Source organism: Rhizobacter sp. LjRoot28, from assembly GCF_964253025.1.
In the GTDB taxonomy this organism is placed as follows: domain Bacteria; phylum Pseudomonadota; class Gammaproteobacteria; order Burkholderiales; family Burkholderiaceae_C; genus Rhizobacter.
The window spans coordinates 2,926,871-2,951,824 of sequence record NZ_CAXUQC020000001.1; the positions used below are offsets into that span (position 1 = coordinate 2,926,871).

At 70.0% G+C, this 24,954-nt stretch carries 20 protein-coding genes; 9 read left to right on the forward strand and 11 right to left on the reverse strand.

Annotated features, from left to right (window positions below; genetic code table 11):
- Nucleotides 1-61: 61 nt before the first annotated feature.
- From bioB to panC, 3 genes are read left to right on the forward strand one after another with little or no spacing between them, the layout of a single operon-like run.
- A complete protein-coding gene (gene bioB, locus ACSQ2F_RS13395) occupies nt 62-1,057 on the forward strand; it encodes a biotin synthase BioB (RefSeq protein WP_436023552.1) in 996 nt (331 codons plus the stop codon).
- Nucleotides 1,054-1,872 carry a 3-methyl-2-oxobutanoate hydroxymethyltransferase gene (gene panB / locus ACSQ2F_RS13400; protein ID WP_436023554.1) on the forward strand — a complete coding sequence of 273 codons (819 nt, stop codon included), beginning with the start codon at nt 1,054-1,056 and terminating at the stop codon, nt 1,870-1,872. The genes bioB and panB overlap by 4 nt, the downstream gene beginning before the upstream one ends.
- Nucleotides 1,873-1,886: 14 nt before the next feature.
- Complete coding sequence (gene panC, locus ACSQ2F_RS13405) at nt 1,887-2,720, forward strand: pantoate--beta-alanine ligase (RefSeq protein WP_436023556.1); 834 nt, start codon at nt 1,887-1,889, stop codon at nt 2,718-2,720.
- A 525-nt stretch (nt 2,721-3,245) separates the two neighbouring features.
- On the opposite strand, the gene ACSQ2F_RS13410 is transcribed toward panC, so the two are convergent.
- From ACSQ2F_RS13410 to ACSQ2F_RS13420, 3 genes are all read right to left on the reverse strand, one after another.
- Nucleotides 3,246-5,135, reverse strand: coding sequence for an ATP-binding protein (locus ACSQ2F_RS13410; RefSeq protein WP_436023558.1), 1,890 nt, complete (start codon nt 5,133-5,135; stop codon nt 3,246-3,248).
- A gap of 2 nt (nt 5,136-5,137) precedes the next feature.
- Nucleotides 5,138-5,872 (reverse strand): response regulator, encoded by a 735-nt coding sequence (locus tag ACSQ2F_RS13415; protein ID WP_436023562.1) that lies wholly within the window; start codon nt 5,870-5,872, stop codon nt 5,138-5,140.
- A gap of 539 nt (nt 5,873-6,411) precedes the next feature.
- Complete coding sequence (locus ACSQ2F_RS13420) at nt 6,412-7,374, reverse strand: LysR family transcriptional regulator (protein WP_436023564.1); 963 nt, start codon at nt 7,372-7,374, stop codon at nt 6,412-6,414.
- A gap of 100 nt (nt 7,375-7,474) precedes the next feature.
- On the opposite strand from ACSQ2F_RS13420, the gene ACSQ2F_RS13425 reads away from it, so the two are divergent.
- Nucleotides 7,475-8,692, forward strand: coding sequence for an MFS transporter (locus tag ACSQ2F_RS13425; RefSeq protein WP_436023566.1), 1,218 nt, complete (start codon nt 7,475-7,477; stop codon nt 8,690-8,692).
- Between the two features lie 676 nt (nt 8,693-9,368).
- Here the strand turns inward: ACSQ2F_RS13425 and ACSQ2F_RS13430 are convergent.
- Entirely contained in the window at nt 9,369-9,824 is a 456-nt protein-coding gene (locus ACSQ2F_RS13430; protein WP_436023568.1) for a MaoC family dehydratase, read from the reverse strand.
- Complete coding sequence (locus ACSQ2F_RS13435; protein ID WP_436023570.1) at nt 9,821-10,441, reverse strand: ParA family protein; 621 nt, start codon at nt 10,439-10,441, stop codon at nt 9,821-9,823. The genes ACSQ2F_RS13430 and ACSQ2F_RS13435 overlap by 4 nt, the downstream gene beginning before the upstream one ends.
- 82 nt (nt 10,442-10,523) lie before the next feature.
- On the opposite strand from ACSQ2F_RS13435, the gene kefC reads away from it, so the two are divergent.
- Nucleotides 10,524-12,446 (forward strand): glutathione-regulated potassium-efflux system protein KefC, encoded by a 1,923-nt coding sequence (kefC, locus tag ACSQ2F_RS13440; protein WP_436023572.1) that lies wholly within the window; start codon nt 10,524-10,526, stop codon nt 12,444-12,446.
- A gap of 69 nt (nt 12,447-12,515) precedes the next feature.
- On the opposite strand, the gene ACSQ2F_RS13445 is transcribed toward kefC, so the two are convergent.
- Nucleotides 12,516-13,670, reverse strand: coding sequence for an iron-containing alcohol dehydrogenase (locus ACSQ2F_RS13445; protein ID WP_436023574.1), 1,155 nt, complete (start codon nt 13,668-13,670; stop codon nt 12,516-12,518).
- 139 nt (nt 13,671-13,809) lie between these two features.
- Between ACSQ2F_RS13445 and ACSQ2F_RS13450 the strand changes: the two genes are divergently transcribed.
- Nucleotides 13,810-14,244: a DUF1841 family protein gene (locus ACSQ2F_RS13450; protein WP_436023576.1), complete on the forward strand. Its 435-nt coding sequence runs from the start codon at nt 13,810-13,812 to the stop codon at nt 14,242-14,244.
- Nucleotides 14,245-14,248: 4 nt separating this feature from the next.
- On the forward strand, nt 14,249-15,514 hold the full coding sequence (locus ACSQ2F_RS13455) for a DEAD/DEAH box helicase (RefSeq protein ID WP_436023578.1): 1,266 nt from the start codon (nt 14,249-14,251) through the stop codon (nt 15,512-15,514).
- 16 nt (nt 15,515-15,530) lie between these two features.
- On the opposite strand, the gene ACSQ2F_RS13460 is transcribed toward ACSQ2F_RS13455, so the two are convergent.
- The gene (locus tag ACSQ2F_RS13460) at nt 15,531-16,160 is read right to left on the reverse strand and encodes a 3'-5' exonuclease (protein WP_436023580.1); all 630 of its coding nucleotides are present in this window, start codon (nt 16,158-16,160) and stop codon (nt 15,531-15,533) included.
- Nucleotides 16,161-16,321: 161 nt separating this feature from the next.
- On the opposite strand from ACSQ2F_RS13460, the gene ACSQ2F_RS13465 reads away from it, so the two are divergent.
- The gene (locus tag ACSQ2F_RS13465; RefSeq protein WP_436023582.1) at nt 16,322-19,342 is read left to right on the forward strand and encodes an L-glutamate gamma-semialdehyde dehydrogenase; all 3,021 of its coding nucleotides are present in this window, start codon (nt 16,322-16,324) and stop codon (nt 19,340-19,342) included.
- A 6-nt stretch (nt 19,343-19,348) separates the two neighbouring features.
- Here the strand turns inward: ACSQ2F_RS13465 and ACSQ2F_RS13470 are convergent, their stop codons facing one another.
- Nucleotides 19,349-20,614, reverse strand: coding sequence for a leucine-rich repeat-containing protein kinase family protein (locus ACSQ2F_RS13470; protein WP_436023584.1), 1,266 nt, complete (start codon nt 20,612-20,614; stop codon nt 19,349-19,351).
- Between the two features lie 155 nt (nt 20,615-20,769).
- On the reverse strand, nt 20,770-21,333 hold the full coding sequence (locus ACSQ2F_RS13475) for a hypothetical protein (protein WP_436023586.1): 564 nt from the start codon (nt 21,331-21,333) through the stop codon (nt 20,770-20,772).
- A 272-nt stretch (nt 21,334-21,605) separates the two neighbouring features.
- Here ACSQ2F_RS13475 and ACSQ2F_RS13480 point away from each other — a divergent pair, with 272 nt between their 5' ends.
- On the forward strand, nt 21,606-21,860 hold the full coding sequence (locus ACSQ2F_RS13480) for a GlsB/YeaQ/YmgE family stress response membrane protein (protein WP_436023588.1): 255 nt from the start codon (nt 21,606-21,608) through the stop codon (nt 21,858-21,860).
- A 42-nt stretch (nt 21,861-21,902) separates the two neighbouring features.
- On the opposite strand, the gene ACSQ2F_RS13485 is transcribed toward ACSQ2F_RS13480, so the two are convergent.
- Complete coding sequence (locus tag ACSQ2F_RS13485) at nt 21,903-23,486, reverse strand: ABC transporter substrate-binding protein (protein ID WP_436023590.1); 1,584 nt, start codon at nt 23,484-23,486, stop codon at nt 21,903-21,905.
- 85 nt (nt 23,487-23,571) lie between these two features.
- Nucleotides 23,572-24,834 (reverse strand): HD-GYP domain-containing protein, encoded by a 1,263-nt coding sequence (locus ACSQ2F_RS13490; protein ID WP_436023592.1) that lies wholly within the window; start codon nt 24,832-24,834, stop codon nt 23,572-23,574.
- Nucleotides 24,835-24,954 lie beyond the last annotated feature (120 nt).

Sequence of the window (24,954 nt, forward strand, 5' to 3'; positions counted from 1 at the left end):
TCACCATCGCCCGGACTGCGCCCGCCTGCGCAGTCCACCTTTCCGAGAAAAGGTCCGAGACATGCAAGAAGCCGCCGTTCGCATCCATCCCCGCCCCGAGGGCCGCCCGGCACAGGACAAGCCGGCCGAGCGCTGGTCCGTCGAAGCCATCGAGGCCTTGTTCGACCTGCCGTTCCCGGAGCTGATGTTCCAGGCGCAAACCGTGCACCGCGAACACTTCAGCCCGACCAACGTCCAGCTGTCCACCCTGCTGTCCATCAAGACCGGCGGCTGCCCCGAGGACTGCTCCTACTGCCCGCAGGCCGCCCGCTACGACACCGGCGTGGAAGCCAGCAAGCTGATGGAAGAAGATGCCGTGCTGTCGGCCGCACGCGCGGCCCAGGAGGCCGGCGCCACCCGGTTCTGCATGGGCGCGGCCTGGCGCAGCCCCAAGGACCGGGACGTGGAGAAGGTCGCGGCCCTCATCGCGGCGGTCAAGGGCCTCGGCATGGAGACCTGCGCCACCCTGGGCATGCTCGACGAAGGGCATGCCGAACAGCTGCGCGACGCCGGTCTCGACTACTACAACCACAACATCGACACCGCACCCGACAAGTACGGCGACATCATCAGCACCCGCCAGTTCGAGGATCGCCTCGACACGCTGAACAAGGTGCGCGGCGCAGGGGTCAAGGTCTGCAGCGGCGGCATCGTGGGCCTCGGCGAGACGCGCCAGCAGCGCGCCGGCCTGATCGCGGCCCTGGCCAACCTCGACCCGTACCCCGAGTCGGTGCCCATCAACAACCTCGTCCAGGTGGCGGGCACGCCGCTGCACGGCAGCACCGGCATCGATCCGCTGGAGTTCGTGCGCACCATCGCCGTGGCCCGCATCACCATGCCGCTGTCACGCGTGCGCCTGTCGGCCGGCCGCCAGGAACTCGGCGAGGCCATCCAGGCGCTGTGCTTCCTGGCAGGCGCCAACTCCATCTTCTACGGCGACAAGCTGCTCATCACGGGCAACCCTGATGTCTCGGCCGACCGCAACCTGCTCGACAAACTCGGGATGACCACGTCATGAGTGACCTCGCCCAGCCCCGCAAGCCCGTCACCCTCCACCGCCTGCGCGAGATGCAGAAGGCCGGTGAGCCCATCACCATGCTGACCTGCTACGACGCGAGCTTCGCGCGGGTGCTCGATGCCGCCGGCGTGGACTGCATGCTGGTGGGCGATTCGCTGGGCATGGTGCTGCAGGGCCAGACGAGCACGGTGCCGGTGACGCTGGACGAGATCGCCTACCACGTGCGTTCCGTCGCCAGTGCCCGGCCCGCGGCCTGGCTCATCGGTGACCTGCCCTTCGGCAGCTACCAGGAGTCGCCGAGCCAGGCGATGCGCAGCGCCACCGCCCTGATGCAGGCCGGCGCGCAGATGGTGAAGCTCGAAGGCGGTGGCTGGACGGCCGAGACGACCCGCTTCCTGGTCGAGCGCGGCGTGCCGGTGTGTGCGCACCTCGGCCTCACGCCGCAGTCCGTGCACGCACTCGGTGGCTACCGCATCCAGGGCCGCGGCGAAGACGCGGTCGCCACGCTCGTGCGTCACGCCCGTGAGCTGTCGGACGCGGGCGCCGCCATGTGCGTGCTGGAACTCGTCACCTCCGAAGCCGCCAGGCAGGTCGCCGAACAGGTGTCCATGGCCACCATCGGCATCGGCGCAGGGTCCGGTTGCGCGGGGCAGGTGCTCGTGCTCCACGACATGCTGGGCATCACCCATGGCAAGCTGCCGCGCTTCGTGCGCAACTTCATGGAAGGGGCGCCGTCCATCGCCGCAGCCGTCGAACGCTACGTCGCCGACGTGAAAGCACGCCGCTTCCCCGACGACGCCATCCACGCCTACTGACCTCACCGAACGCCATGCAGATCCTCCACACGATCGACGCCCTGCGCGCTGCACTGCCCGGCGCCGGCCGCTGCGCCTTCGTGCCCACCATGGGCAACCTGCACGAGGGGCACCTGTCGCTCGTGCGCCAGGCGCGCACCCATGGCCTTCCGGTGGTGGTGAGCATCTTCGTCAACCGCCTGCAGTTCGCGCCGCACGAGGACTTCGACACCTACCCGCGCACGCTCGCACGCGACGCCGACCTGCTGCGCAGCGCCGGCGCCAACATCGTCTTCGCGCCCGACGAGGCCGAGCTCTACCCCCAGCCGCAGACGTTCAAGGTGCAGCCCGATCCGGCCCTGGCCGACATCCTCGAAGGGCACTTCCGCCCCGGCTTCTTCACCGGGGTCTGCACCGTGGTGATGAAGCTCTTCCAGTGTGTTCAGCCGCAGGTGGCGGTGTTCGGCAAGAAGGACTACCAGCAGCTGATGGTCATTCGCCAGATGGTGCGCCAGTTCGCCCTGCCGATCACGGTGGAAGGCGCCGACACGACCCGCGCCGACGACGGTCTCGCCCTGTCCTCGCGCAACGGCTACCTGAGCGAAGCCGAACGGCAGCAAGCCATCGCCTTGTCGCAGGCCCTGCGCTTCATCGCCGATCGCGTGCGCCTCGACCCCTCGTCCCTCGCCCAGGCTGAGTCCGAAGCCACCGACGAACTGCGCGCCAAGGGCTGGGCGCCCGACTACCTCACGGTGCGGCGCCGCACCGACCTGCTGCCCCCGGCGGCCGACGACCTGGCCTCCCCCCTCGTCGTCCTCGGCGCCGCCCGGCTCGGCACGACGCGCCTCATCGACAACCTGGAGTTCTGAGCGGGTTCGCTTTAGCCATCGCGGGCAGGGACGGAGACCTGGCGCCGTTGCTACAAGTAGTGGCCGCGTCCGCCCCGATCACGCGCCGGGGCTTAGCCGCTGCTAGCCGCTCATGCCGAGGTACATCTCATCTGCAGACCATGTCTCGGCGGCACGGCCGCGCCGGGTCTCGGCCCGGCAGCCGAGTAACTTTCTGGCGCGCCAGAAAATCACCAAAGAACGCCTGAACACCAGCTTCAGCTTATTCGTATCGTTGGTAATGTGAAGGTCTTACGCGCCGTGAACGCCGAGGACTTGAGGAAGCCAGGACGTCTCTCCAGGTCTGCTTGATCAGTAGCTCTTGTGTGCGGCCGCTCAATCGCCAACACCGCCCCGCGCCGCACGAGCCGGCCCTCATGCCAAGGCCGTGCCGCAGAGCCCAGCAAGCGAAGCGAAGCGCCGTTCAAGCCACCCGCGAGCCCGGGTCTCCCGGGCGACCCGGGGCGCCCCTCGGGGGCAGGAGCGAAGCGACTGGGGGGCCAACAGCTACCCGCCACGGACACCCAGCTTGAACCCGATCATGGCGCGCAGCTTGTTGGGCACCACCGGCTTGACGAGCAGGTGGAAGTCGTGGGCCTGGGCGTCGGCTTCAAGGCCGCTCATGGTGCTGCCGGTGACCATGATGGCGGGGACCTGGAGGCCGAAGCGGCCGCGCAGGGCCTGGATGGCGTCGAGGCCGGTGTTGCCGTGTTCCAGGCGGTAGTCGACGATGAGGAGGTCGGGCGCCTTCGCGTCGGACGGAGCCGTCTGGGCCCAGGCGCGGCTGGCCTCGACCGTCTCGAACGTCGCGACGGTCGCGCCCCATCCCTTGAGCAGCACTTCGAGGCCGCCGCGCACGGCCGGCTCGTCCTCGACGACCACGATGAACTTGTGGTCGAGGGTGAGGCCGAGTGGCGCCTTGCCGGAAACGCTGGCGGTGGAAATGGAGCGCGGGGCCTTGCCGATGGGCAAGGTGACCGAGAACACCGTGCCCCGACCCACTTCCGAGCGCAGGGTGAGCGGTGCACCGATGAGGTCGGCCAGGCGCTTGACGATGGCAAGGCCCAGCCCCAGGCCCTTGCGCTGCTGCGGCGACAGCACCTCGCTGTGCGGCACCTGGTAGAACTCTTCGAAGATGCGGGTCTGCTCGCGCTCGCGGATGCCGACGCCGGTGTCCCACACCTGCAGCACCATGCGCCCGTTGCGGCGCCGGCAGCTCACGAGGATGCTGCCGTCATTGGTGTAGCGGATGGCGTTCGACACCAGATTGCGCAGGATGCGTTCGACGAGCACCGGGTCGGCGTAGACGTTGTGGTTCTCGCCGCGGAAACGCAGCGCCAGGCCCTTTTCGAATGCCGTCGGCTCGAAGTGGAGGCGCAGCTTGCGGAAGATGTCGCCGATGTTGAAGTGCTCGGGCGTGACGTCGACCCCGCCGGTGTCGATCTTGGTGATGTCGAGCAGCTCGGAGAACAGGCCCTCGAGTGCATCCACCGAACCGTTGATGCTGGTGACGAGGCGGGTCACTTCCTCGTCATGGCTGCGTTGGCGCAGCGCCTCGGCGAAGAGGCCCATCGCGTGCAGCGGCTGGCGCAGGTCGTGGCTGGCGGCGGCGAAGAACTGGGTCTTGGCCCGGTTCGCCACCTCGGCCTCCTGGCGGGCCTCGTCGGCCGCGGCCTTCTCCGCCCGCAGCTGCACCAGCAGCTGGTCGGCCCGGACCTTGATCTGCAGCAGGCCTTCGAAGTTGCGGCGGTAGAGGCGGCTGAGCGACACGGTGATGCCGAAGATGAAGATCAGCACGCCGGCGAGGAACAAGTCTTCGAAGGTGGCGGGCCACGCCACCTTGACCACCAGCGGCACGAGCGCCAGCACGCAGAACTCGTAGAACGTGTGGTGCTGCGGCGAGAGGATCTGCATGGCGGCCATGCAGAAGCTGTAGATGGTGAGGATCAGGCCGATCTTCTCGGTGGCCCCCCCGTAGCTGTAGAAGAACCAGGCCGCCCCGCCCCACAGCACGCCGGCCGTGAGGGTGCTGTAGCGCCAGCCCTGGTAGTACTTGAGCAGCCGCTCCTGGGTGGTGGGGCGCTCGCGCAGGAAGGCGCGGTGCAGGTAGCTGCGCGCCAGGCCGAGGGCGAACAGCAGGCCCAGCCAGCTGAGCAGCCCGGTCGCCGGCACATGCTCCCAGTACAGCACGGCCACGACGGCCGCGCCGGCCGCACTGGCTGCCTGCGTGGTGGGCAGGTAGGAAAAGATGTTCTGGACCCGCTCGGCCGAGGCCTGGTCGTCGAGCATGGCCTTCACGGCCGCATGGTTCTCGGCCGCGGCCGACGCAGCCTCCGCGGCGGTCGGCGTGGGAGCGGGCGTGGGCAGCGCGCCTGCGGCAGGAGGAGACGATGCCATGTTCAACGGATGGGTGAGGAGCTGGTGCGCCAGGTCGAGAAGCCGCCGTGCTTCTGGCTCATCTGGCTGACGGCCAGCACGGCCTGCGTGCGGGAGCTCACGCCGAGGGCACGCAGCACGGCCGCGACGTGATCCTTCACGGTTTCGACCGACAGGCCGAGTTCGCGGGCGATGAGCTTGTTGGGATTGCCCTGCAGCAGCAGCGCCAGCACGTCGGTCTGGCGCGGCGTGAGGCCCAGCGATGCGAGGCTGGGTTGCTGCTGGAAGCTGCTGTCGGCCGCCTCCCGCTTGACGACGTTGAGGTCGGCGGGGCGGTCGGCCTGGGCCGAGAACGAGCTGTCAGCGCCGATGTTCATCGGCGGCACGTAGATGCCCCCGGACATGACCATGTGCAGCGCCTCGAAGAGCGTGTCGTTGGACGCCCGCTTGGGTACGAAGCCCATGGCGCCCTGGTCGATCGAGCGGATGACGTCGCTCGCGCGATCCGAGGCCGAGACCACCACCACCGGCAGCGCCGGGTAGGCGGCACGGAACTCCACGAGCAGGTCGAAGCCGTCGGCGTCGCCCAGCTGCAGGTCGAGCAGGACGAGGTCGAAATCGGCGTCGGCCACCAGCGTTTCGCGCGCCGCGCGCGCACTGCCGACGCCCACGACGGTCACGTGATCGCCCAGACCCTGGATCACGGTCTGCAGCGCGGAAAGGATCAGCGGGTGGTCATCAACCAGCAGCACTTTCATTCTTGTCTCTCCCAGGCGGATGCCACGACCGGCGATCGTACGCCGGATGGCCTCGGGAGCGAGGCCCCTCCAAAGGGGGAAAGGAGCCGCGAAGCGATGCACGCCCGGTGTCCGGCGGCTGCAAAGAGGCCGCCGTTACCACCCGTTTCCGTCGCCGATGACCGGCGTGGTGAACCGCCTGTCGCCGTTCACAGTGTTGAGCGCGGATGGTGGCGCTGGCATTGGTTTGCGCACCATGTGAACGGCTGTCTGCCCGTGCCATTCATGGTTCCTGGCCTTGCTACCAGGCCGGTTCACGTTTGCTGATCTGAACGACCGCTATGCCGCCTGAAGCGGACCGTCGCGCTGGCCCGGACATTGCCGCCCGCCTGCTTGCGAGTGCCCCCCGAGGGGTACTTGTCTCAGACTTTCGCAGCGAAACATCGACCCGCTCGCCCGGGCCAGCTGTCACGGACTTTGTTGACAGGAACACCGAGAAGGCCCGATCACGTGCTCAGCTGTTTCTCAGCGAAACTCTTTCCGCTTCTCGTGGGCCTGCCTTAGCCGCGGCGGACCGCCCGCATCCCTGGCAACGTGGGCACCACCTCGCGCATCAGGGCGACGAACGCACGCAGCCGAGGCGGCTGCAGCTGGCGCGTGGGGTACACCAGCGAGATGGGCAGCGGCGACGCCCCCCATCCCGGCAGGAGCCGCACCAGGCGCCCCCCGGCCAGGTCGTCGAGCACGGCCCACTCGGAGACCAGCGTGACGCCCAGGCCGCGGCGGGCCCCGTCGATGAGGGCGAAGACGCTGTCGGTGCCCATGCGGGGGTGGAAGGGCACGGTGATCGGTTCGCCACCGGCGTCGGGGACCAGTTCGATGGCGTCCCGGTAGAAGGTGGTGAGCGCCAGCCAGGGCAAGGTCGACAGCGCGGCACGCAGGGTGGCGGGCGACCGGTCGAGGCCTTCGGGCAGCAGCGCGGCCACGGACGGCGCGGCCACCAGCAGGCGCGGCACTTCGGCCAGCTGGACGGCGACGAGGTTCGGGCGCTCAACCTGGCCCACGATCAGCGAACAGTCGACCGGCTCGCGGCTGAAGTCGGGCAGCTGGTCGTTGAGCATCCACTCCACCGACACCTGCGGGTGCTGCTTCAGGAACAGTTCGAGCGGGGCCATCAGCTGGCCCTGGCCGAAGGCGTGGGGCACCCGCAGCCGCAGCGTACCGCGCAGCGCAGCGCCGTCGCCGGCGGCGTCGTCGGCCAGGGCGCACCAGCGGTCCAGCAGCGCGCGGGCCTGCACGATGCAGCGTTCGCCTTCCTCGGTGAGCCGAAGGCCCCGGGTGGACCGTTCGACGAGCCGGGCCCCGAGCAGGTCTTCGAGCTGCTGCACACGGCGGCTGACGGTGGGCTGCGTGGTGTCGAGCAACGCGGCCGCGGCGGAGAAGCTGCCGGCCTCGGCCACGCGCAGGAAGGTTTGGAGCAGGGCGATGCGGTCCTGGCCGCTGTCGCGGGGAGTGTCGTTCATGCGTGAAGGGTATAGCGCTTGTGCGTGACGGGTGGCTACCCAGGCGGAGGCTCGCGCCGAACAATGCCCCACGCACCAACGCCCCTGTCCCGGAGATCCCATGACCGCCCTCCCCCTGTCCGCCGCGACGGCCCGTCCGGCCGCCGAACCCACGGCACCGCCCACCGCGCTGGTCCTGCTGCTCGCCGCCTCCGCCGGCCAGGGCGCGGCGTCGCTTTACTACGCGCAACCGATCCTGGCGCCGTTGGCCGCGGACCTGCACGCCACCACCGCGCAGATCGGCGCCGTGCCCACATTGACCCAGCTGGGCTACGCCGCCGGCATCCTGCTGCTGACGCCGCTCGGCGACCGGTTCGACCGACGCCGGGTCATCCTCGTCAAGTTCGCGTTGCTGGTGCTCGCGCTGCTGCTGTGCGCCGCGGTGCCCACCCTGCCCGCCTTCCTCGCCGCCAGCGCGGTGCTCGGCCTGACCGCCACGCTAGCGCAGGACGTGGTGCCGATGGCCGCGACCCTGAGCCCGACAGCGCACCGCGGCCGCATCGTGGGACAGGTGATGACCGGGCTGCTGCTGGGCATTCTGTTGTCGCGCGTGGCGAGCGGGGTGGTCGCGGACCGGTTCGGGTGGCGGTGGGTCTACGCGGGCGCGGCGGCGTCGCTGGCCGTCGCCGGCCTGGCCAGCTGGCGGTGGTTGCCGTCGGCGCCTCCGGCAGAGCCCACCACGTACGGCGCGCTGATGCGATCGCTCGTGGCGCTCTGGCAGCGCCTGCCGGCCCTGCGCCGTTCGGCCGTCGCCCAGGGCCTGCTCGCGCTGGCCTTCAGTGCGTTCTGGTCGACGCTCGCGGTGATGCTTCACGACCGCTTCGGCATGGGCAGCGCCGCCGCCGGTGCGTTCGGCCTGGCCGGGGCAGCCGGCGCGCTGGCAGCCCCGCTGGCGGGTCGCGTGGCCGACCGGTGGGGCCCGGGGCGCGTGACACGCTGGGGCGCTGCGCTCGCCGTCGTGGCCTTCGCCGCGATGACGGTGGTGCCGTGGCTCGACAAGATGCCCGCCCTGGTGCTGCTCGTGGTCACCGCGGTCGTGTTCGACTTCGGTGTCCAGGCGGTGCTCGTCGCGCACCAGTCCATCGTCTTCGGCCTCGACCCGGCGGCCCGCAGCCGGCTTAATGCGCTGCTGTTCACGGGCATGTTCATCGGCATGTCGGCGGGGGCGGCGCTGGGCAGCTGGGTGCTCGCGATCGGGGGATGGGTGGCCGTGGCGGGCATGGCCACGCTGGCCAGTGCCGGGGCGTTGGCGGTGCGGATGGTGGGGCCGCGCGATTGAGCGACGGTCTGGCGAAGACGCCATTCGTGAATCCGTGGTTCAACTCACGCCGTCATCCCGACGAACGTCGGGAACCACTGCATCGCCGTGAGACCCCTGTTGCGAGCGCCACCGGTGGACCCCGTCATCGACGGGGTGACGGTGGTGTGAAAGTGCCTCGCGCTGTTCGGCAGAGGGTACCGTCCTCCGACGTGATGACCCGGGGCGAGGCTGCATTCCCGTCGCGGGATGCAACCCCTTCTCGACGCCATCGCCTCGGCGGACCTTCCCCTAGACGCCCGGCGCATCTTCCCCGGCCGCGGCGGCCTGTTCCCGGGGCTGCGAACACTGGGGGTTCGACGCTTACCCGCCGGTGTGGGTGCTGACCAGCTTCGGGCCCGCGTCCGACAACCAGCTGGTGGCGATCGGCAGCTGGGCGCAGGTCGCGCCCGGCCACCCGTTGAACCGGGTCTTTCAGTCACGCCAGGAAGGCCGTGCCGTGACCTTGGCAAGCCGGTCTCGTGGTGCCGACCGGGCGCGTGCGACGTCCGGGACACCGGACGGGGCCCTCCGGCTCAAGGCTCGCCGCGCATCATCGGAGCCCGCAGCGACCTCGCCTCAGTCGCGCGCCGCGGCCGCGGGTGTGGCGGCAGGACGGCGACGGCCGGGCGTGTCCGAAGCCGGGCGTCGGCCCGGTTCACCAGTACCGGCGCGACAGCGACTCCGCCACGCACACCGGCTTCGTGCCGCCCTCGCGCTCCATCGTCGCCTCGACCGTCATCTGCGCCCCGCCCTCGAGCGGCTCGTAGGCCACGAGCTTGAAGCGGCCGCGCACCTTGCTGTTGACGGGCACGGGTGAAGGAAAGCGCACCTTGTTCAGCCCGTAGTTGACCCCCATGCGCGTGTCCTTGACGGAGAAGGCCGACGCCGTCATCTCGGGCAGGAGGCTGAGGGTCAGGAAGCCGTGCGCGATGGTGGTGCCGAACGGGCCCTGGGCCGCGCGCGCCGCATCGAGGTGGATCCACTGGCGGTCGCCGGTGGCCTCGGCGAAGAGGTTGATGCGTTCCTGGTCGATGGTGATCCAGTCGCTCACGCCCAGTTCCTGGCCCACCAGGGCCTGCAGGTCGGTGATCTTCTCGAAGGTCTTCGTCATGGTTGGTTGATCCAGTCGATGAGGGGAGCCCATTGGTCGACATCCCGCTGGACGCGGCCAGGGGCCACGTCCCACAGGGTGAGGCCGCGGGCGGCGAGGTGAACATAGTTCTGGGTGTCGCGCAGGAACGCGACGATGGGCACGTCGAGCGTCTCGAGGAACTTGTGCAACTGATCGGCCGCGATGGTGCCCTCGCGGGCCCGCATGCCGACCAGGCCCAGCTTCACCCGATCGCTGCGGCGATGGGCCTGCAACTCGCGCACAAAGGCGTGGGTGGCATGGATGTCGAAGACGCTCGGCTGCAGCGGGATGATGATGCGGTCGGCGAGCTTCATCACGGCATCGAGCCGCTTGCCGTGAAGGCCGGCCGGCGTGTCGATCACCGCGTGGGTCGTGCCCTTGGGGGGGCGCACGATGTCGTCCTGGTCGATGTCCCAGCCGGTGATGGGGGGCAGCCCCGGCGGGCGCAGTGCGAGCCAGGTGCGCGTCGAATGCTGGCGATCGAGGTCGCCGAGCATCACGGCATGGCCTGCGGCGGCCAGGCACCCTGCGAGGTTCGTCGACAGCGTGCTCTTGCCCACGCCGCCCTTCGGATTGGCCACCACGATGACCGGCATGCGTCGCTCCTGAAGTGTGAGACAGTCTGCTGTTCATGTTAACGGTCCGCACGGCGCGGCTTCATCGAGACTTCCCCCGACCATGGAACATGGCACCGACTGGCTGACCAGCAGCCTCGTCTACCTCAGCGCAGCCGTCCTCGCGGTCCCCCTCGCCAAGAAGCTGGGACTCGGCAGCATCATCGGCTACCTCGTGGCCGGCATCGCCATCGGCCCCTGGGGCTTGCGATTGGTGACCGACGCACAGGACATGCTGCATTTCGCCGAGTTCGGCGTCGTGCTCATGCTCTTCCTGGTCGGGTTGGAACTGGAGCCTCGCCGCCTCTGGGCCCTGCGCAAGCCCATCTTCGGATGGGGCAGCGTGCAGCTGGCCGGGTCGGCCGCCGTGATCGCCGGCATCGCCCTCGCCTTCGGCATCGGGTGGCCGCTCGCACTCGTGGCAGCCCTGGGCCTTGCCCTCTCGTCCACGGCCATCGGCCTCGGTGTCCTCGCCGAGCGCAACCTGATGGGGACGAGCAGCGGCCAGAGCCTGCTGAGCGTGGCCTTGCTGCAGGACATCGCCGCGATTCCCATCCTGGCCCTCGTGCCGCTGCTGGCCGTGACGACCGCGCCGGCGGCGCCGGAAGGCGCCGGCTGGATGACGGCCGCCAAGGCGCTCGGCACCGTGGTGGCCATCGTGCTGGGCGGCCGCTTGCTGCTGCGGCCGGCCCTGCGATGGATCGCCCGCAGCGCCACGCCGGAGATCTTCACCGCCACGGCCCTGCTGCTCGTGGTGGCCACCGCCTCGCTGATGCAGGCGGTGGGCCTGTCGATGGCGCTCGGCGCCTTCCTGGCTGGCGTGCTGCTCGCCGAGAGCGAGTACCGCCGTGAACTCGAGACCGACATCGAACCGTTCAAGGGCCTGCTGCTCGGCCTCTTCTTCATGGCCGTCGGCATGAACGTCGACTTCGCGGTCGTGCTGGCGCAGCCGCTGGCGATCACGCTGATCGTGACGGTGTTCCTCGCCGTGAAGGCCGCCGTGCTGTGGGCCATGGGCCGCGCCATTCCCCTGCCCGGTCCGGAGCGTCCCGTCTTCATCCTGCTGCTGGCGCAGGGCGGGGAGTTCGGCTTCGTGGTGTTCCAGGCGGCGCAGCAGGCCGGCGTGATCGATGCGCCGACCTCGTCCGTGCTCGTGGCTGCAGTCGCCCTGTCGATGCTGCTGACCCCGTTGCTGCTCGTGGCGGCGGACCGCTGGTGGATCCCCCGGCTTGCCACCGGGACGTCCCGGCGCAACGCGCCCACCATGGACGAAGCGCAGTCGGCGCCGGTCATCATCGCGGGCTTCGGCCGCTACGGCCAGGTGGTGGGCCGGCTGCTGCATGCCAACGGCATCGGCTCCACCGTGCTGGATCACGACGCCGAGCAGGTCGAGACGGTGCGTCGCTTCGGCATCCCCGCCTACTACGGCGACGCGACGCGCCTGGACCTGCTGCGCACGGCGGGTGCGGCCCAGGCCCGGGTGATCGTGGTGGCCATCGACGACGTGGCCCAGAGCTTGAAGGTGGTCGACCTGGCTCGGCATCACTTCCCGCACCTGAAGATCGTGGTGCGTGCCCGCAACGTCACGCACTACTACGGTCTGCGTGAGCGCGGGGTCACGCTGATCGAACGCGAGACGCTCGACGCGGCGCTCTTGAGCGCCCGCTCGGTCCTCGAGCTGATGGGCTGGGCGCCCACCCACGCCGCACAGCAGGCGCAGCGCTTCAAGCAGCACACCGTCGAACTGATCGAGGAGATGGCGCCGCATGCTGGCGACGAGGGCAAGCTGATCGCGGTGGCGAAACAAGGGCGCGCCCAGCTGGAGGCGCAGTGGGCGAAGGAGCGGGCCCAGGCCCTCGCGGGCGCCACACAACCGGCAGGCATCGGGGCCGAACCGACTTCGGGCGCCGGGACCGCGCAGTCGACGCCGATCGAGGCTGCCCCGCCCGGCGGAAAGCCGCGGGAGCCGGGGCCACTGGCAACCTGAGTCGGACGTCGAACCCGGCCTCTGTAGCCGCCGTCCGGGCATGGCCTGGGCGGCAGCGGGGCGACGTTGTCAGTAGGCCGCTTCGAAGATGGCTTCGATGTCGGCCTGCGACAGCTTCTTGGGGTTGGTGTAGCCCGAGCCGTCCTTGATGGCATTGGCCGCCATCAGGGGGAAGTCTTCGCGCTTGACGCCCAGCTCCGAGAGGCGAGCCGGGATGCCGACCGTCTTCGCGAGGTTGCGCATCGCCTGCACCGCGGCCTCGGCTGCCGCCTCCACCGACATGCCGGCCGTGTCCACGCCGAGGGCACGCGCCACGTCCGCCAGGCGCGCGGCGCAGGCGCTGGCGTTGACGGCTTCCACATGGGGCAGCAGCATCGCGTTGCACACGCCGTGCGGCAGGTTGTACTGGCCGCCCAGCTGGTGCGCCATCGCGTGCACATAGCCGAGCAGGGCGTTGTTGAACGCCATGCCCGCGAGGAACTGGGCATAGGCCATCTGTTCGCGGGCCTCGAGGTCTTCCTTGCCGTTGGACACGGCGCGCGGGAGGAACTGGCCGATCAGGCGCATGGCGTGCAGCGCGCAGGCGTCGGTCACCGGCGTGGCCATGGTGGACACGTAGGCCTCGACCGCGTGCGTCAGGGCGTCCATGCCCGTCGCCGCCGTCAGCGAGGCCGGCATGCCGCGCATCAGCTCGGGATCGTTGACGGACATCAGCGGTGCGATCTGCCGGTCGACGATGGACATCTTCAGGTGCCGCGTCTCTTCGGTGATGACGGCGAACTTGGTCAGTTCGCTCGCGGTGCCGGCGGTGGTGTTGATGGCCACCAGCGCCAGCGGGGGCACCTTCACCTTGTTGAGGCCGCGGTAGTCCATGACGGAGCCGCCATTGGTGGCGAGCACGGCAATGACTTTTGCACAGTCGTGCGGCGAGCCGCCACCGAGGGAGACCAGGCAATCGGAATTGGAGGCCTTCAGCACGGCGAGGCCCGCCTCCACGTTCGACACCGTCGGGTTCGGCTGCACGCCATCGAACACCGCGACTTCGAGGCCGCGTTCGCGCAGGAGCGCGGCAATCTTCTCGGTCACCCCCAGCTGGGTGAGCGGTGCGTCGGTGACGATCAATGCGCGCTTGAAGCCGCGGGTCTGCAACACCGTCATGGCGTCAGGCAGGCAGCCTGCCCCCATGAAGTTTTCGGCGGTCATCATGAAACTACGGGTGGCCATGTGTCTTTCCTCGGTAACCTTGCGACAGTCCGCTATTCTGCGGCATCTTTGCACGGGCGTTCACGATGCGCTGTCACGCCGGAGACCCGCCCCCGCGTCGGCGGCCTGCCAGCCTGGTCAATGCAGGCGACAATCGGGCATGTTCGCCCCTTCACAGCACGACGTGCGCCGCTTTTTCTGCGACGCCTACCGCAAGCAGCGCGACGGCAGCCCCGTCACGCCCCTCGAAGCCCTGGCCGCCGACTGGATCGCCGAGCACCCCGAGTACCACGGCGACTTCGCCGATGCCGAGGCGGCGCTGGCCGCCGTCTACGACCCCGACCTGGGCCGCGAGAACCCGTTCCTCCACCTGTCCATGCACCTGTCGATCAGCGAGCAGGTCAGCATCGACCAGCCCCGCGGCATCAAGCAGGCCTACGAGCTGCTCGCGGCGCGCCGCGGCTCCCGCCACGACGCGCAGCACGAGGTGATGGAGTGCCTCGGCCAGATGATGTGGGAGTCGCAGCGCAGCGGCCTTCCGCCCGACGGCGACAAGTACATCGACTGCGTGCGCCGTCGTGCCACGCAGGACTGAGCGCATGACCGACTCCTTCATCGCGCTCGGCATCTCGCCCCGCCTCGCCGAGGCCGCGAATGCCGTCGGCGCACACGAACCCACGCCCGTCCAGCAGGCCGTCATCGGACCGGTGCTCGAGGGGCGCGACGTGCGCGCCCAGGCCCGCACCGGCACGGGCAAGACACTCGCCTTCGTCCTTCCGCTGCTGCAGCGTTTCACCACGGCGCCCATCACCACGCCGCGGCGGGTCTCCGTCCTCGTGCTCGTGCCCACACGGGAGCTGGCGGTGCAGGTGGCCGAGAGTTTCGAATCGCTGGCGCCGGGACTGGCACGCCCGCCGCGCGTCGAGTGCGTGTTCGGCGGCGTATCGATCAACCCGCAGATGATGGCGCTGCGCGGTGGCGCCGACATCGTCGTGGCCACGCCCGGCCGCCTGCTCGACCTGGTGCAGCACAACGCCGTGCGCCTGTCGAACGTCACCACCCTGGTGCTGGACGAGGCCGACCGGTTGCTCGACAAGGGCTTCGCCGACGAACTGAACCTTGTGCTGACCTTGCTGCCGCCGCGTCGCCAGACGCTGCTGTTGTCGGCCACCTTCCCGGCCGCCGTGCGCACCCTGGCCGACAGCCACCTCACCGATCCGGTACAGGTGGAAATCGCTGACGAACCGCTCGCCGTGCCGTCCATCGCACAGCGCGCGTTCCTGGTGGACGAAGGCCGCCGCACCGCCCTGCTGGCCCACCTCGTGCGGCAGGAGGGATGGACGCGCGTGCTGGTGTTCGTCGCCTCCCGCCACGGCAGCGAACACCTGGCCGAGAAGCTGCGCCGCCGCGACCTGAAGGCGGCCGCCTTCCACGGCGACCTCAGCCAGGGCGCCCGCACGCGGCTGCTCGAGGACTTCAAGTCGGGGCACGGCCAGATCGTGGTCGCCACCGACATCGCATCGCGCGGCATCGACATCGTCGAGCTGCCCGTCGTCGTCAACTACGACCTGCCACGCTCGGCCGCCGACCACGTCCACCGGATCGGCCGCACCGGCCGCGCGGGCGCCGAGGGGCTGGCGGTGAGTTTCATCACCGCCGCCACCGAAGCCCACTTCCGCCTCATCGAGAAGCGCCAGGGCGTGAGGGTGCAACGCGAACTCGTGCGCGGTTTCGAGCCGACTGAGACGGCCACCGAGGCCCAGGCCACCGGGGGCGTCAAGGGCGCGCGCAAGAGCAAGAAGGACAAGCTGCGGGAGGCCGAGGCCGACGCGGCGGCGGCTGCGGCCGCGGTGCGCCGGCGCTGAAACCGCGGGGCTGTCCTCAGCGGCGGCGGTCGATCCAGCGCGCGAGTTCGTCGGCCGAGGGCGCCAGTGCCTCGAGCACTTTCAGCGCCGCGAACGCATCGTTGGCCGCATAGGTCAGCTGGCGGGCGTCGAGCTGCGCGACGGACCAGTTCGAGGTCGTGGTCCGCTTGGACTTGCTGAAGCTCAGGCCGGCGGCCACCGCCATCGCACCGCGAACGCCAATCGTGCGCGGGTAGCCCTGGCGGCTGAAGACCGTGTCGAGGTCGATCACCGGCCGCACCTCGACCCCGAGGCGCGCCCGGATCTGCGCATGGTCGCTGTGCAGGCCGAAGCCGACCTTGACCACGTCCTGCGATTCGAGCACCTGCCGCACGACATCGAGGCAGGCGTCCACCCGCAGCTGGAAGATCCAGGCGTCGGTCGGGGTGGCCAGTTGAATGACGTCGGGGCCGCCCGACACCTCGCCCGCGGTGAAGGTGGGCTTCGATTCGGTATCGAACCCCACAAAGGCACAGCGTCCCAGCTCGGACCACGCGGCATCGACCTGCTGGGCCGTCTGCGGCACATGGATGCGCGACAGGGGCAGGCCCGCGAACGGAGGCAGGAGTGCCGATTCCTCCTTGGAGGGAGGCATCTTGCGGGACATCGGTGGGCGGAATCCTCGGTTCATCGATCCGCAGTCTACTGGCCCGCAAGCCGGCATGGGCCCCGCGCCCGTCGCCCGGGAATTTCCACTCGGGTCGCGCCGGCGTGTGGAACATCGCAAAGCGCCTTAGCATGTTCTGCAGCGCACCCTGGAGCACGACCATGGCCGACGACAACGTCGAACCTCCGGCATGCCGGACCCGCGACCGGCTGCCCCACCCCTGCCGCGACGAGCAGGCTGTCGTTCGAGCCCTGCTCGGTCAACTGCCGTCCAGCCTGTCCTGGGATTCGGTCGCCGCGCGCGCCGCGCCATGGGTGGCCGCCGTCCGGACACAGCCGGCACCGTTCTGGGCGCTGGAGTCGCTCCTGAAGGACTACCCGTTGTCGAGCGCCGAAGGCATCGCCCTGATGCGACTCGCGGAGGCGCTGCTGCGGGTGCCGGATGCAGCGACTGCCATGGCGCTCACGGCCGACCAGCTTCGGCAGGCCGATTTCGCCGGCCCGGCCTCCTCCGACCACCCCGTGATCGCCAACCTGTCGTCGAGCGTCATCGGACTGTCGCGCCGGCTGCTGCCGGAGGGTGAGGCGCCCGGCGGCTTGCTGCAGCGGCTGGGCGCCCAGACGGTGGTGGCGGCTACCGTGCGGGCGGTGCAGCTGCTCGGCCGGCAATTCGTGCTCGGCCGCGACATGCCGGACGCCCTGGCCGAGGCACGGCGCGCACGTCGGTCCGGGCCCGGCCCGGGTTTCAGCTACGACATGCTCGGCGAAGGAGCCCGCAGCGATGCCGACGCGCTGCGGTACCTGGCGGCCTACCGTCAGGCGCTTGCGCACATCGCGCAGCACGCACAGGGCAACGGTCCCGAGGAGCGCGACGGCATGTCGATCAAGCTCAGCGCCCTTTTTCCTCGTCATGAGGAGGCCCAGCGGGGACGGGTCATGGATGTGCTCCTGCCGCGGGCCATGTCCCTCGTCGAGGCCGCCGCGGATGCCGACATTCATCTCACCGTGGACGCCGAGGAGAGCGACCGGCTGGAGCTCTCACTGGATGTCTTCGAGGCGCTCGCGCGCCGCGCCCACGCCGCCTTTCCGGGCTGGCGCGGCCTGGGTCTGGCGGTGCAGGCCTATCAGTCGCGGTCGCGCGAGGTGGTCGACGAAGTGGTGCGACTGGCTCGCAGCCGTGGCCAGCGCTTCATGGTGCGCCTCGTCAAGGGGGCCTACTGGGACGGCGAGATCAAGCGGGCGCAGGAGCTGGGCCTGCCGGCCTATCCGGTGTTCACGCACAAGCACCACACCGACATCGCCTACCTGGCCTGCGCGGCGCGCCTCATCGAGCATGCCGACGTCGTCTACCCGCAGTTCGCGACGCACAACGCGGGGACGATCGCGGCCATCCAGGCGATGGCGCGGGCGGGCAATGCCCCTCACGAACTGCAGCGCCTGCATGGCATGGGCGAGGCGATCTACCGCGAAGTGCTTCAGGCCGGAGATGCGCGGGTGCGGGTCTATGCACCGGTCGGGGAGCACCGTGACCTGCTGGCCTACCTGGTGCGGCGCCTGCTGGAGAACGGCGCCAACTCCTCCTTCGTGCATCAACTGACGGACGACGCGGTGCCGGTCGAGCAACTGCTCCAGTCGCCCCTGCACGTGGCCGAAGGCAGCGGCGTGCCACTGCCGGCCGCGCTCTACGGCTGGGATGGCCGCTCGGGTCGCCGCAACGCGAACGGCGTCGACCTCGCCGTGCGCGCCGATCGCGCCCTGTACGAGCAGGCCGTGGCCGAGGTTCGGGTAGGGCCGGTCCCCGAGGCCCGGGTACAAGACGTGGGCAAGGTGATGGCCCACCTGCACCACGGCTTCGCCCCATGGGCGGCACGCCCGCTCGCCGAGCGCGCCAGCGTGCTCCGTCGCGCGGCCGACGCGCTGGAGGCTCGCGTGCCGGAGTTCTGCGGCCTGCTGGTGCGCGAGGCCCACAAGACCCTGGGCGACTGCGTTGCCGAGGTGCGCGAAGCCATCGACTTCTGCCGCTACTACGCCGACCTGGCCGAAGCCAGCCTGGCCAGCCAGCACCTGCCCGGCCCGACCGGCGAAACCAACACCTTGCACCTGCGCGGCCGCGGTGTGTTCATCTGCATCAGCCCCTGGAATTTCCCGCTGGCGATCTTTGCCGGCCAGGTGGCTGCCGCACTGGTGACGGGCAACGCCGTCGCGGCCAAGCCTGCCGAGCAGACACCTGCGGTGGCGGCGCGGTTCGTCACGCTGCTGCATGCCGCGGGCGTGCCGGGCGACGCCCTCGCACTGGTGCACGGCGCCGGCGACACCGTCGGGGCCGCGCTGGTTGCGCACCCGCTCGCGGCTGGCGTGTGCTTCACCGGGTCCACCGCGGTGGCGCGGTCGATCAACCGGGCCATCGCGGCGAAGGACGGTCCGATCGTGCCCCTGATCGCCGAGACCGGTGGCATCAACGCCATGGTGGTGGACAGCACCGCGCTGCCCGAGCAGGTCGTCGACGCCGTCGTGCAAAGCGCCTTTCGCAGCGCCGGCCAGCGTTGCTCGGCGCTGCGGCTGCTGTGCGTTCACGAGGCCATCGCGGAGCAGGTGATCGACCTCATTGCGGGCGCCTTGCGGGAATTGGTGGTCGGTGACCCGGCCTGCGTGGCCACCGACGTGGGGCCGCTCATCGATGCGCAAGCGCACGCCAGCATCTCGAGGGAACTGGAGCGGCTCGCCCTCACGGCCCGGACCGTCGCGCGTGCCCCGCTGCCTGCGGGCCTGGAAGGAAACTTCTTCGCCCCGGCTGCCTTCGAGATCGATGGCATCGAGGCGCTGAAGGAGGAGGTGTTCGGGCCCGTGCTCCACATCGTGCGCTGGTCGGGCGATCCGGCCGACACGATCGCCCGCATCAATGCGCTCGGCTACGGGCTGACGCTGGGCCTGCAGACCCGCATCGACTCGCGCGCGCTGCGCCTGGCTGCCCTGGCGCGCGTCGGCAACGTCTACGTGAACCGCAACATGATCGGCGCCGTCGTGGGCGTGCAGCCCTTTGGCGGCGAAGGCCTGTCCGGCACCGGGCCGAAGGCCGGCGGGCCGCACTACCTGCTGCGTTTCTGCGCCGAGCAGACCGTGACCATCAACACCGCAGCGGCCGGCGGCAACGCGGCATTGCTGTCGGGTGCCGCTCCGGCATGAGGGCCGTCAGGCTGTCGCCTGGCGCACGGCTTCAGGCACATCGCAGCGCGCCGCCACCTCATCGGCGAGCACCGTGAGTGCGCGCCGGTCGATGGCGCGCAGGGCCGCGGCCCGGGACGGATCGTTCACCGGCCAGAAGGACGCGGCCCCGAAGTCGCTCAGCAACGCGCCACCCCGACCGTCGACCAGCAGGTTGTGGGCGTACAGGTCTCCATGGCTGAGTTCGCAGGCATGCAGGTGATCGAGGGCCGACGCGGCCGAGCGCAGGATGGCCAGGGCCCGGTCGCCCGCGAAGCGTTGCCCTTCGGCGTAGATGTCCCGCGTGCAACTCGCCATGCTCGGCGGGCCCGCGAGGGGTGACCACGCCGAGCCGAGCAGCGGCAGCACGAGGCCCGGTGTTCCGGCGGGATGACCGTCGATCACGCCGTGCACGCCCAGCAGCCCGTCGTGTCGGCCGGCGGCAAGGGTGGCGGCCATCTCGCTGCGCGGCAGGCCGTCGCTGGTGACGGCCCCCTTGAACAGCTTCACCGCGACGTCGAGCGGGGGGCCGTCAGGCTGGTTCCAGCGCGCCGCGTGGATGTGCCCCGAGGCGCCTTCACCCAGGCGTTCCCCCACCTGCAGGTCGTGCCACCGAATGGCCTGGCCCGCCGTGGTCACCGCCGCTTGCTCCCGCGTCGCATGAAACGGGTTGCCCGCATGCGCGAGCCAGGCCAGGCGGGGAAGCGCCAGCAGTGCGTCCGGCAATGCGTCCTCCGCGCGCTCGAAGGCGTTCGCCGCCAGCCGCACCAGTTCCAGCCGATGCAAGCGGTGCAGTGCCGAGGGCAGGCGGCGCAGCCGGTTGCCGGCCAGCATCAGCTTCTGCAGGCGGCTGCATTCGGTGAGCGTGTCGGGCAACGACGAGATGCGGTTGTCGGTCAGGATGAGCCAGCGCAGGCTGGGCGAGAGGCCCTCGGGCGGCACCTCTGCGATGAAGTTCGCCTTCAGGCCGAGCGTGTCCAGCAGCGGCAGTCGGCCCAGCACCGCCGGAAGTGCGGCGAGCCGATTGCCGGAGGCGAAGACGGTGTGCAGGCGTCGGCACTCGGCGAGCTGCTCGGGCAAGGTGACCAGCGCGTTGCCCGACACGTCCAGCACCTCCAGGGTGTCGGCCAGCGCCAGCACCTCGGGAGGGAGTTCGGTCAGACCGAGACCACGCAGGTCAAGCCGAGTCGCGCCTTGCAGCCGGCCGGACAGGAGCCGGGCCAGCGTTTCGGCGGGGGTCAGGGGTTCGCTCATCGGGACTCGGAAAAGGGGGGCCGCATTGTGCCCGGACGGGCGTCCCGCCAGACCGCCTGTCGCGTCAGCGCGATCGAGGCGTGAGCCGGAGGCGAGCCGGTCCTGAAGCGAGACGGTCCCCCTCGAGCGGACCGCTCGACCAGGCCCTGAGGTCTTCAGCGCGCGGCCGACGAGGCGGGCGCTGCGCTGGGCGGCGTCGCGTCCGCCCCCGCCGGCCGGCCGACGTCGGCGGGCGCCCGGTCCTCGGCGATGATGGTCTCCAGCGTGCCGCCACCGAGTGCCGTGCAGTCCGTGGGCGGCGTGCCGTTCCAGCGGATGGCCGTACCGCGCACCACCGGGCGCACGAGCCGCCACGGGAACAACCCGAATCGTTGACCGGCGTCGTAGTCCACGACGGCGTGCGCCCCGAGGCCGCGTGCGCGCTGGGCCAGTTGGGGCAGGATGTCGGTGACCTTGCCGTAAGTGCCCTTGCCCACCTTGAGCTTGCGGACCACGGTGTAGCTCACGTCGCCCGAGGGCCGGCCGGGAATGAAGCAGAACTTGGCGAGGCTCTCGTCGATGCGGACGGGAGGCGCCGCTTGCGACTCACCAGCCGCCGGCACATCGTCAGCCGGTTCGGTGTCCTCGGCGTCGGCGGCCTGGGCCGAGACGGAGGCCATCGCGAAGGCGAACCCGAGCGCGGCAAGGCGCAGGCGCGTGGAAAGGGCACTGGATGACATGAAAGCTCCCTGAATGGTCGTGTTGTTGCCCGCACGCTGCGGAGCCCATGACACTAACCGATGTCTTCGGCCACGCCGTGCCTGGCTGTGCGGCAGAGTGCACGGCCTTGCGCGCTCGCCTTGCCGCTCGGCGGCGCGCTCCGGGTTGCGGTTGCCCGGCCCCATGCAATCCGCGCCATTGTGGACACGCGAAGTCGGCGCGCTGTCCGACACGCCGGCTTCTGCCGGCTTGCTACGCTGCCGGCACCTCGAACCACCATTGGAGATTCACCATGGGCATCATCTGGACCATCCTGATCGGCTTCGTCGCGGGCCTCATCGCACGGGCATTGATGCCCGGACCGAACCCGATGGGGTTCATCCTCACCGCCGTGCTGGGCATCGTGGGTGCGCTGGTCGCCAACTTCCTCGGCCGCACGATGGGCTGGTATGGCGACGGTGAAGGCGCCGGCCTCGTGGCCTCGGTCATCGGCGCCCTGATCGTTCTGTTCGTCTACGGCCTGATCGCCAAGCGCCGCACGCCCTGACGAGCCTGACCTGCCCGGCCGAGCATGGCCGGGCAGCCCGCATCACTTCGCGCCCTTGGCGTCGACGGTGATCCAGCTCCACTCGAGCCAGTTGTCCGCCCGGTGCACCACCGACACGTTGGCACGGGACGCCCAGGGAATCACCTGGCGGTGCAGCGGCAGGTGCAGCACCTGTTCGTTGTGGTGCCGCAGGGCATCGCGCACCAGCTGCTCGCGCTTCTTCGGATCGGCTTCGCGGCTGGAGGCCGCGGCCAGCTCGTCGAGGCGGGCGTCCTTCACGCCACCGAAGTTCCAGGATCCGGTGCCGCCCTCCCCGCGGCTGCGCAGGATGGGGGTGAGCGTTGTCTCTGCGTCGGTGATGGAGCCGCCCCAGCCCAGCAGGTACATGGACGTGTCGAGCTTCTGCAGCTTGGGAAAGTACAGGCTGCGCGGCATGGCGTTCACGCGCACCTTCACCTTGAGCCGGGCCCACATCGCGGCCAGCGTCTGGCAGAGCTCCTCGTCGTTGATGTAGCGGTTGTTGGGGCAATCGAGCGTCACCTCGAAGCCGTCGGCATAGCCGGCGTCAGCCATGAGTTGGCGGGCGGCAGCCAGGTCGTGCGGCAGGCGCTTCTCGATGGCGGGGTCGTTGTAGGCGCCGAGCGGAGAGGGCGTGATGCCGCCGGTCGGCAGCGACTGGCCGCGCATCAGCCGGGTCTTGATGGCCTCGATGTCGATCGCCTGGTACAGGGCGCGGCGCACCCGCACGTCCTTGAACGGGTTCTTGCCCTTCACGCTGCCGTACAGCAGCTGGTCTCGTGACTGATCCATGCCGATGAAGAGGATGCGGTTCTCCGGACCGTCGATCACCTTCACGCCAGGGGTGTTGCGCAAGCGAGGCACGTCCTGCGGTACCGGGTCGAGCACGAAGTCGATCTCGCCGGAGATGAGGGCCGCGGTGCGGGTCGCGTCGCTCGCGATGGGCGTGTACACCACCTGCTGCAGGTTGCCTTCGAACTTGCCCCACCAGGCCGGGTTGCGCTTGTAGACCGTCTTCACATCCGGCTGGCGTGACACCAGCATGAAGGGGCCGGTGCCGTTCGCATTCAAGGAGGCATACCCTTCGGACTTGCCCTTGAAATCGACCGGCTCGGTGGCCTTGTGCTTCTCTGCCCAGGCGCGGCTCATGATGGGCAGCGTGGTGAGGTGCTGCTCGAACACCGGGTTCACCTGTGGCAGGTCGAACTCCAGGGTCAGCGGATCGACCTGACGCGGCGTGCCGAGTGCCGCGGCGTAGACGCCGATGTCGGAGGTTCCGGCCCGGGCGCGTTGCACGGAGAAGATCACATCGGCCGCAGTGAACGGCGAGCCGTCGTGAAAGCGCACGTTCGGGCGCAGCTTCACGCGCCAGCGGGTGGGAGCCACCTGCTTCCATTCGGTGGCCAGCACGGGCACGAGTTCGAGGGTCTTGCCGCGGTTGATCAGCGTCTCGTAGACCTGGCCGTTCATCTGGTTGGTGAGCGACTCGTTCTGCGAATGCGGGTCCATCGTCTGGGCATCACCCTGGGATGCCCAGCGCAGGGTCTGCGACAGCGCGGGACTCGCCAGCGCAAGGACGAGGGTAGCCAAGGCGAACGATCGGCGCATCTGCGGTCTCCTGTGCAAAGACCCGCAGTTTAGAGGCGCACCTCAAGGGCCGTGCGCCGCACGCCCCTTGGCCTTGCGGCGGCCCCTACTTGCCCAGGCGCTTGAGCGTCTCAGGGCCGGCCCACAACTCGTCGAGGTGGGTGAATTTCCACTGGGCGTTGGATTCCCGTGCGGCGATCCGGTCGCTGCAACCGGGGTGCGCCAGGTCGAGAAGCTCCGGCGGCAGGTGCAGCTGCGAGCGGGTGGAGAAGAACACCCGCACGACGGGCGTCACCAGCGAACGCTCGTTCTGGGACACCACGACCGCAAGACGGCCGGACTGCAAGCGCACGAGCGAGCCGGTGGGGTAGATGCCGAGGCTCTTGACGAACGCCTGGAACACCGCGTCGTCGAAGTGCCCGCCGCGCCACTCGGCCATCTTGCGGATGGCCTCGGCCGGGTCCCAGCCCGCCTTGTACGGGCGGTTGGAGGTGATGGCGTCGTACACGTCGCAGACCGCGCCCATGCGCGCCATGCGCGAGATCTGCTCGCCCACGAGCCCGCGCGGATACCCGCTGCCGTCCATCTTCTCGTGGTGATGGAGGCAGACGTCGAGCACGGCGACCGGCGCAGTGCCCCCTTCGCGAAGCATCTCGAAGCCACGCTCGGGATGCGACTTGATGACGCGGAACTCGTCGTCGGTGAGGCGCCCGGGCTTGTTGAGCACGTCGAGCGGCATGGCCGCCTTGCCCATGTCGTGAAGCAGACCGGCCAGGCCCGCGAGGCGCGTCTCCTGCTCATCGGCACCGAGCTGGCGCGACAGCGCAATCATCAGCGCGCACACCGCCACGGAATGCATGTAGGTGTAGTCGTCGTGCGTCTTGAGGCGGGCCAGGCTCACCATCGCCCCGGGATTGCGCCACACCGAACTCGCGATCTCGTCGACGAGCGGCAGGCATTCCTCGGCGTCGATGGCCCGGCCGAGCCGCGCCTGCGAGAAAAGCTCGGTCACGGCCTGGCGCGACTTGCCGATGAGGGCCGACGCTCGCCGCACCTCCTCGGCGAACTCGGTCGACTCGGGCGGCGCCACGGGCGCCGCGGGTGCGCTTGCCGGCCGGGCCGCCCCAGGCGCCGCGGCACCGTCGCCCGCGGCCTGCCGCTCGGCGGCTGGTGGCGCGACGGCCACGTCCAGGCCTTTGCCGGTGTCGATCCAGCACTCGGTCACGCCGCTGCCCTGCAGCTTGCCCAGGTCGACCGGATCCTCGAGGACGAACTTCGTCTTCCAGAACGGATGGTCCAGCCACGCGCCGCACAGGGAATGGATGTGCATACCGAGGCGCACGTCGCGGACGGCAATCTTCTTCAGCATCGGGCGAGGCGGGACAATGACAGTCCTACAGTGTGCGTCGGGAGGCATTCGCCTGCCTGACGACGGCCGCGACGGACGAAAAAAAGGCCGCACAGTGTGCGGCCTTTCTCGGTCAGGGGC

Coding starts and splice junctions, on each gene's coding strand:
- bioB (WP_436023552.1), top strand. CDS start 62: ATGCAAGAAGCCGCCGTTCGCATCCATCCCCGCCCCGAGGGCCGCCCG.
- panB (WP_436023554.1), top strand. CDS start 1,054: ATGAGTGACCTCGCCCAGCCCCGCAAGCCCGTCACCCTCCACCGCCTG.
- panC (WP_436023556.1), top strand. CDS start 1,887: ATGCAGATCCTCCACACGATCGACGCCCTGCGCGCTGCACTGCCCGGC.
- ACSQ2F_RS13410 (WP_436023558.1), bottom strand. CDS start 5,135: ATGGCATCGTCTCCTCCTGCCGCAGGCGCGCTGCCCACGCCCGCTCCC.
- ACSQ2F_RS13415 (WP_436023562.1), bottom strand. CDS start 5,872: ATGAAAGTGCTGCTGGTTGATGACCACCCGCTGATCCTTTCCGCGCTG.
- ACSQ2F_RS13420 (WP_436023564.1), bottom strand. CDS start 7,374: ATGAACGACACTCCCCGCGACAGCGGCCAGGACCGCATCGCCCTGCTC.
- ACSQ2F_RS13425 (WP_436023566.1), top strand. CDS start 7,475: ATGACCGCCCTCCCCCTGTCCGCCGCGACGGCCCGTCCGGCCGCCGAA.
- ACSQ2F_RS13430 (WP_436023568.1), bottom strand. CDS start 9,824: ATGACGAAGACCTTCGAGAAGATCACCGACCTGCAGGCCCTGGTGGGC.
- ACSQ2F_RS13435 (WP_436023570.1), bottom strand. CDS start 10,441: ATGCCGGTCATCGTGGTGGCCAATCCGAAGGGCGGCGTGGGCAAGAGC.
- kefC (WP_436023572.1), top strand. CDS start 10,524: ATGGAACATGGCACCGACTGGCTGACCAGCAGCCTCGTCTACCTCAGC.
- ACSQ2F_RS13445 (WP_436023574.1), bottom strand. CDS start 13,670: ATGGCCACCCGTAGTTTCATGATGACCGCCGAAAACTTCATGGGGGCA.
- ACSQ2F_RS13450 (WP_436023576.1), top strand. CDS start 13,810: ATGTTCGCCCCTTCACAGCACGACGTGCGCCGCTTTTTCTGCGACGCC.
- ACSQ2F_RS13455 (WP_436023578.1), top strand. CDS start 14,249: ATGACCGACTCCTTCATCGCGCTCGGCATCTCGCCCCGCCTCGCCGAG.
- ACSQ2F_RS13460 (WP_436023580.1), bottom strand. CDS start 16,160: ATGTCCCGCAAGATGCCTCCCTCCAAGGAGGAATCGGCACTCCTGCCT.
- ACSQ2F_RS13465 (WP_436023582.1), top strand. CDS start 16,322: ATGGCCGACGACAACGTCGAACCTCCGGCATGCCGGACCCGCGACCGG.
- ACSQ2F_RS13470 (WP_436023584.1), bottom strand. CDS start 20,614: ATGAGCGAACCCCTGACCCCCGCCGAAACGCTGGCCCGGCTCCTGTCC.
- ACSQ2F_RS13475 (WP_436023586.1), bottom strand. CDS start 21,333: ATGTCATCCAGTGCCCTTTCCACGCGCCTGCGCCTTGCCGCGCTCGGG.
- ACSQ2F_RS13480 (WP_436023588.1), top strand. CDS start 21,606: ATGGGCATCATCTGGACCATCCTGATCGGCTTCGTCGCGGGCCTCATC.
- ACSQ2F_RS13485 (WP_436023590.1), bottom strand. CDS start 23,486: ATGCGCCGATCGTTCGCCTTGGCTACCCTCGTCCTTGCGCTGGCGAGT.
- ACSQ2F_RS13490 (WP_436023592.1), bottom strand. CDS start 24,834: ATGCTGAAGAAGATTGCCGTCCGCGACGTGCGCCTCGGTATGCACATC.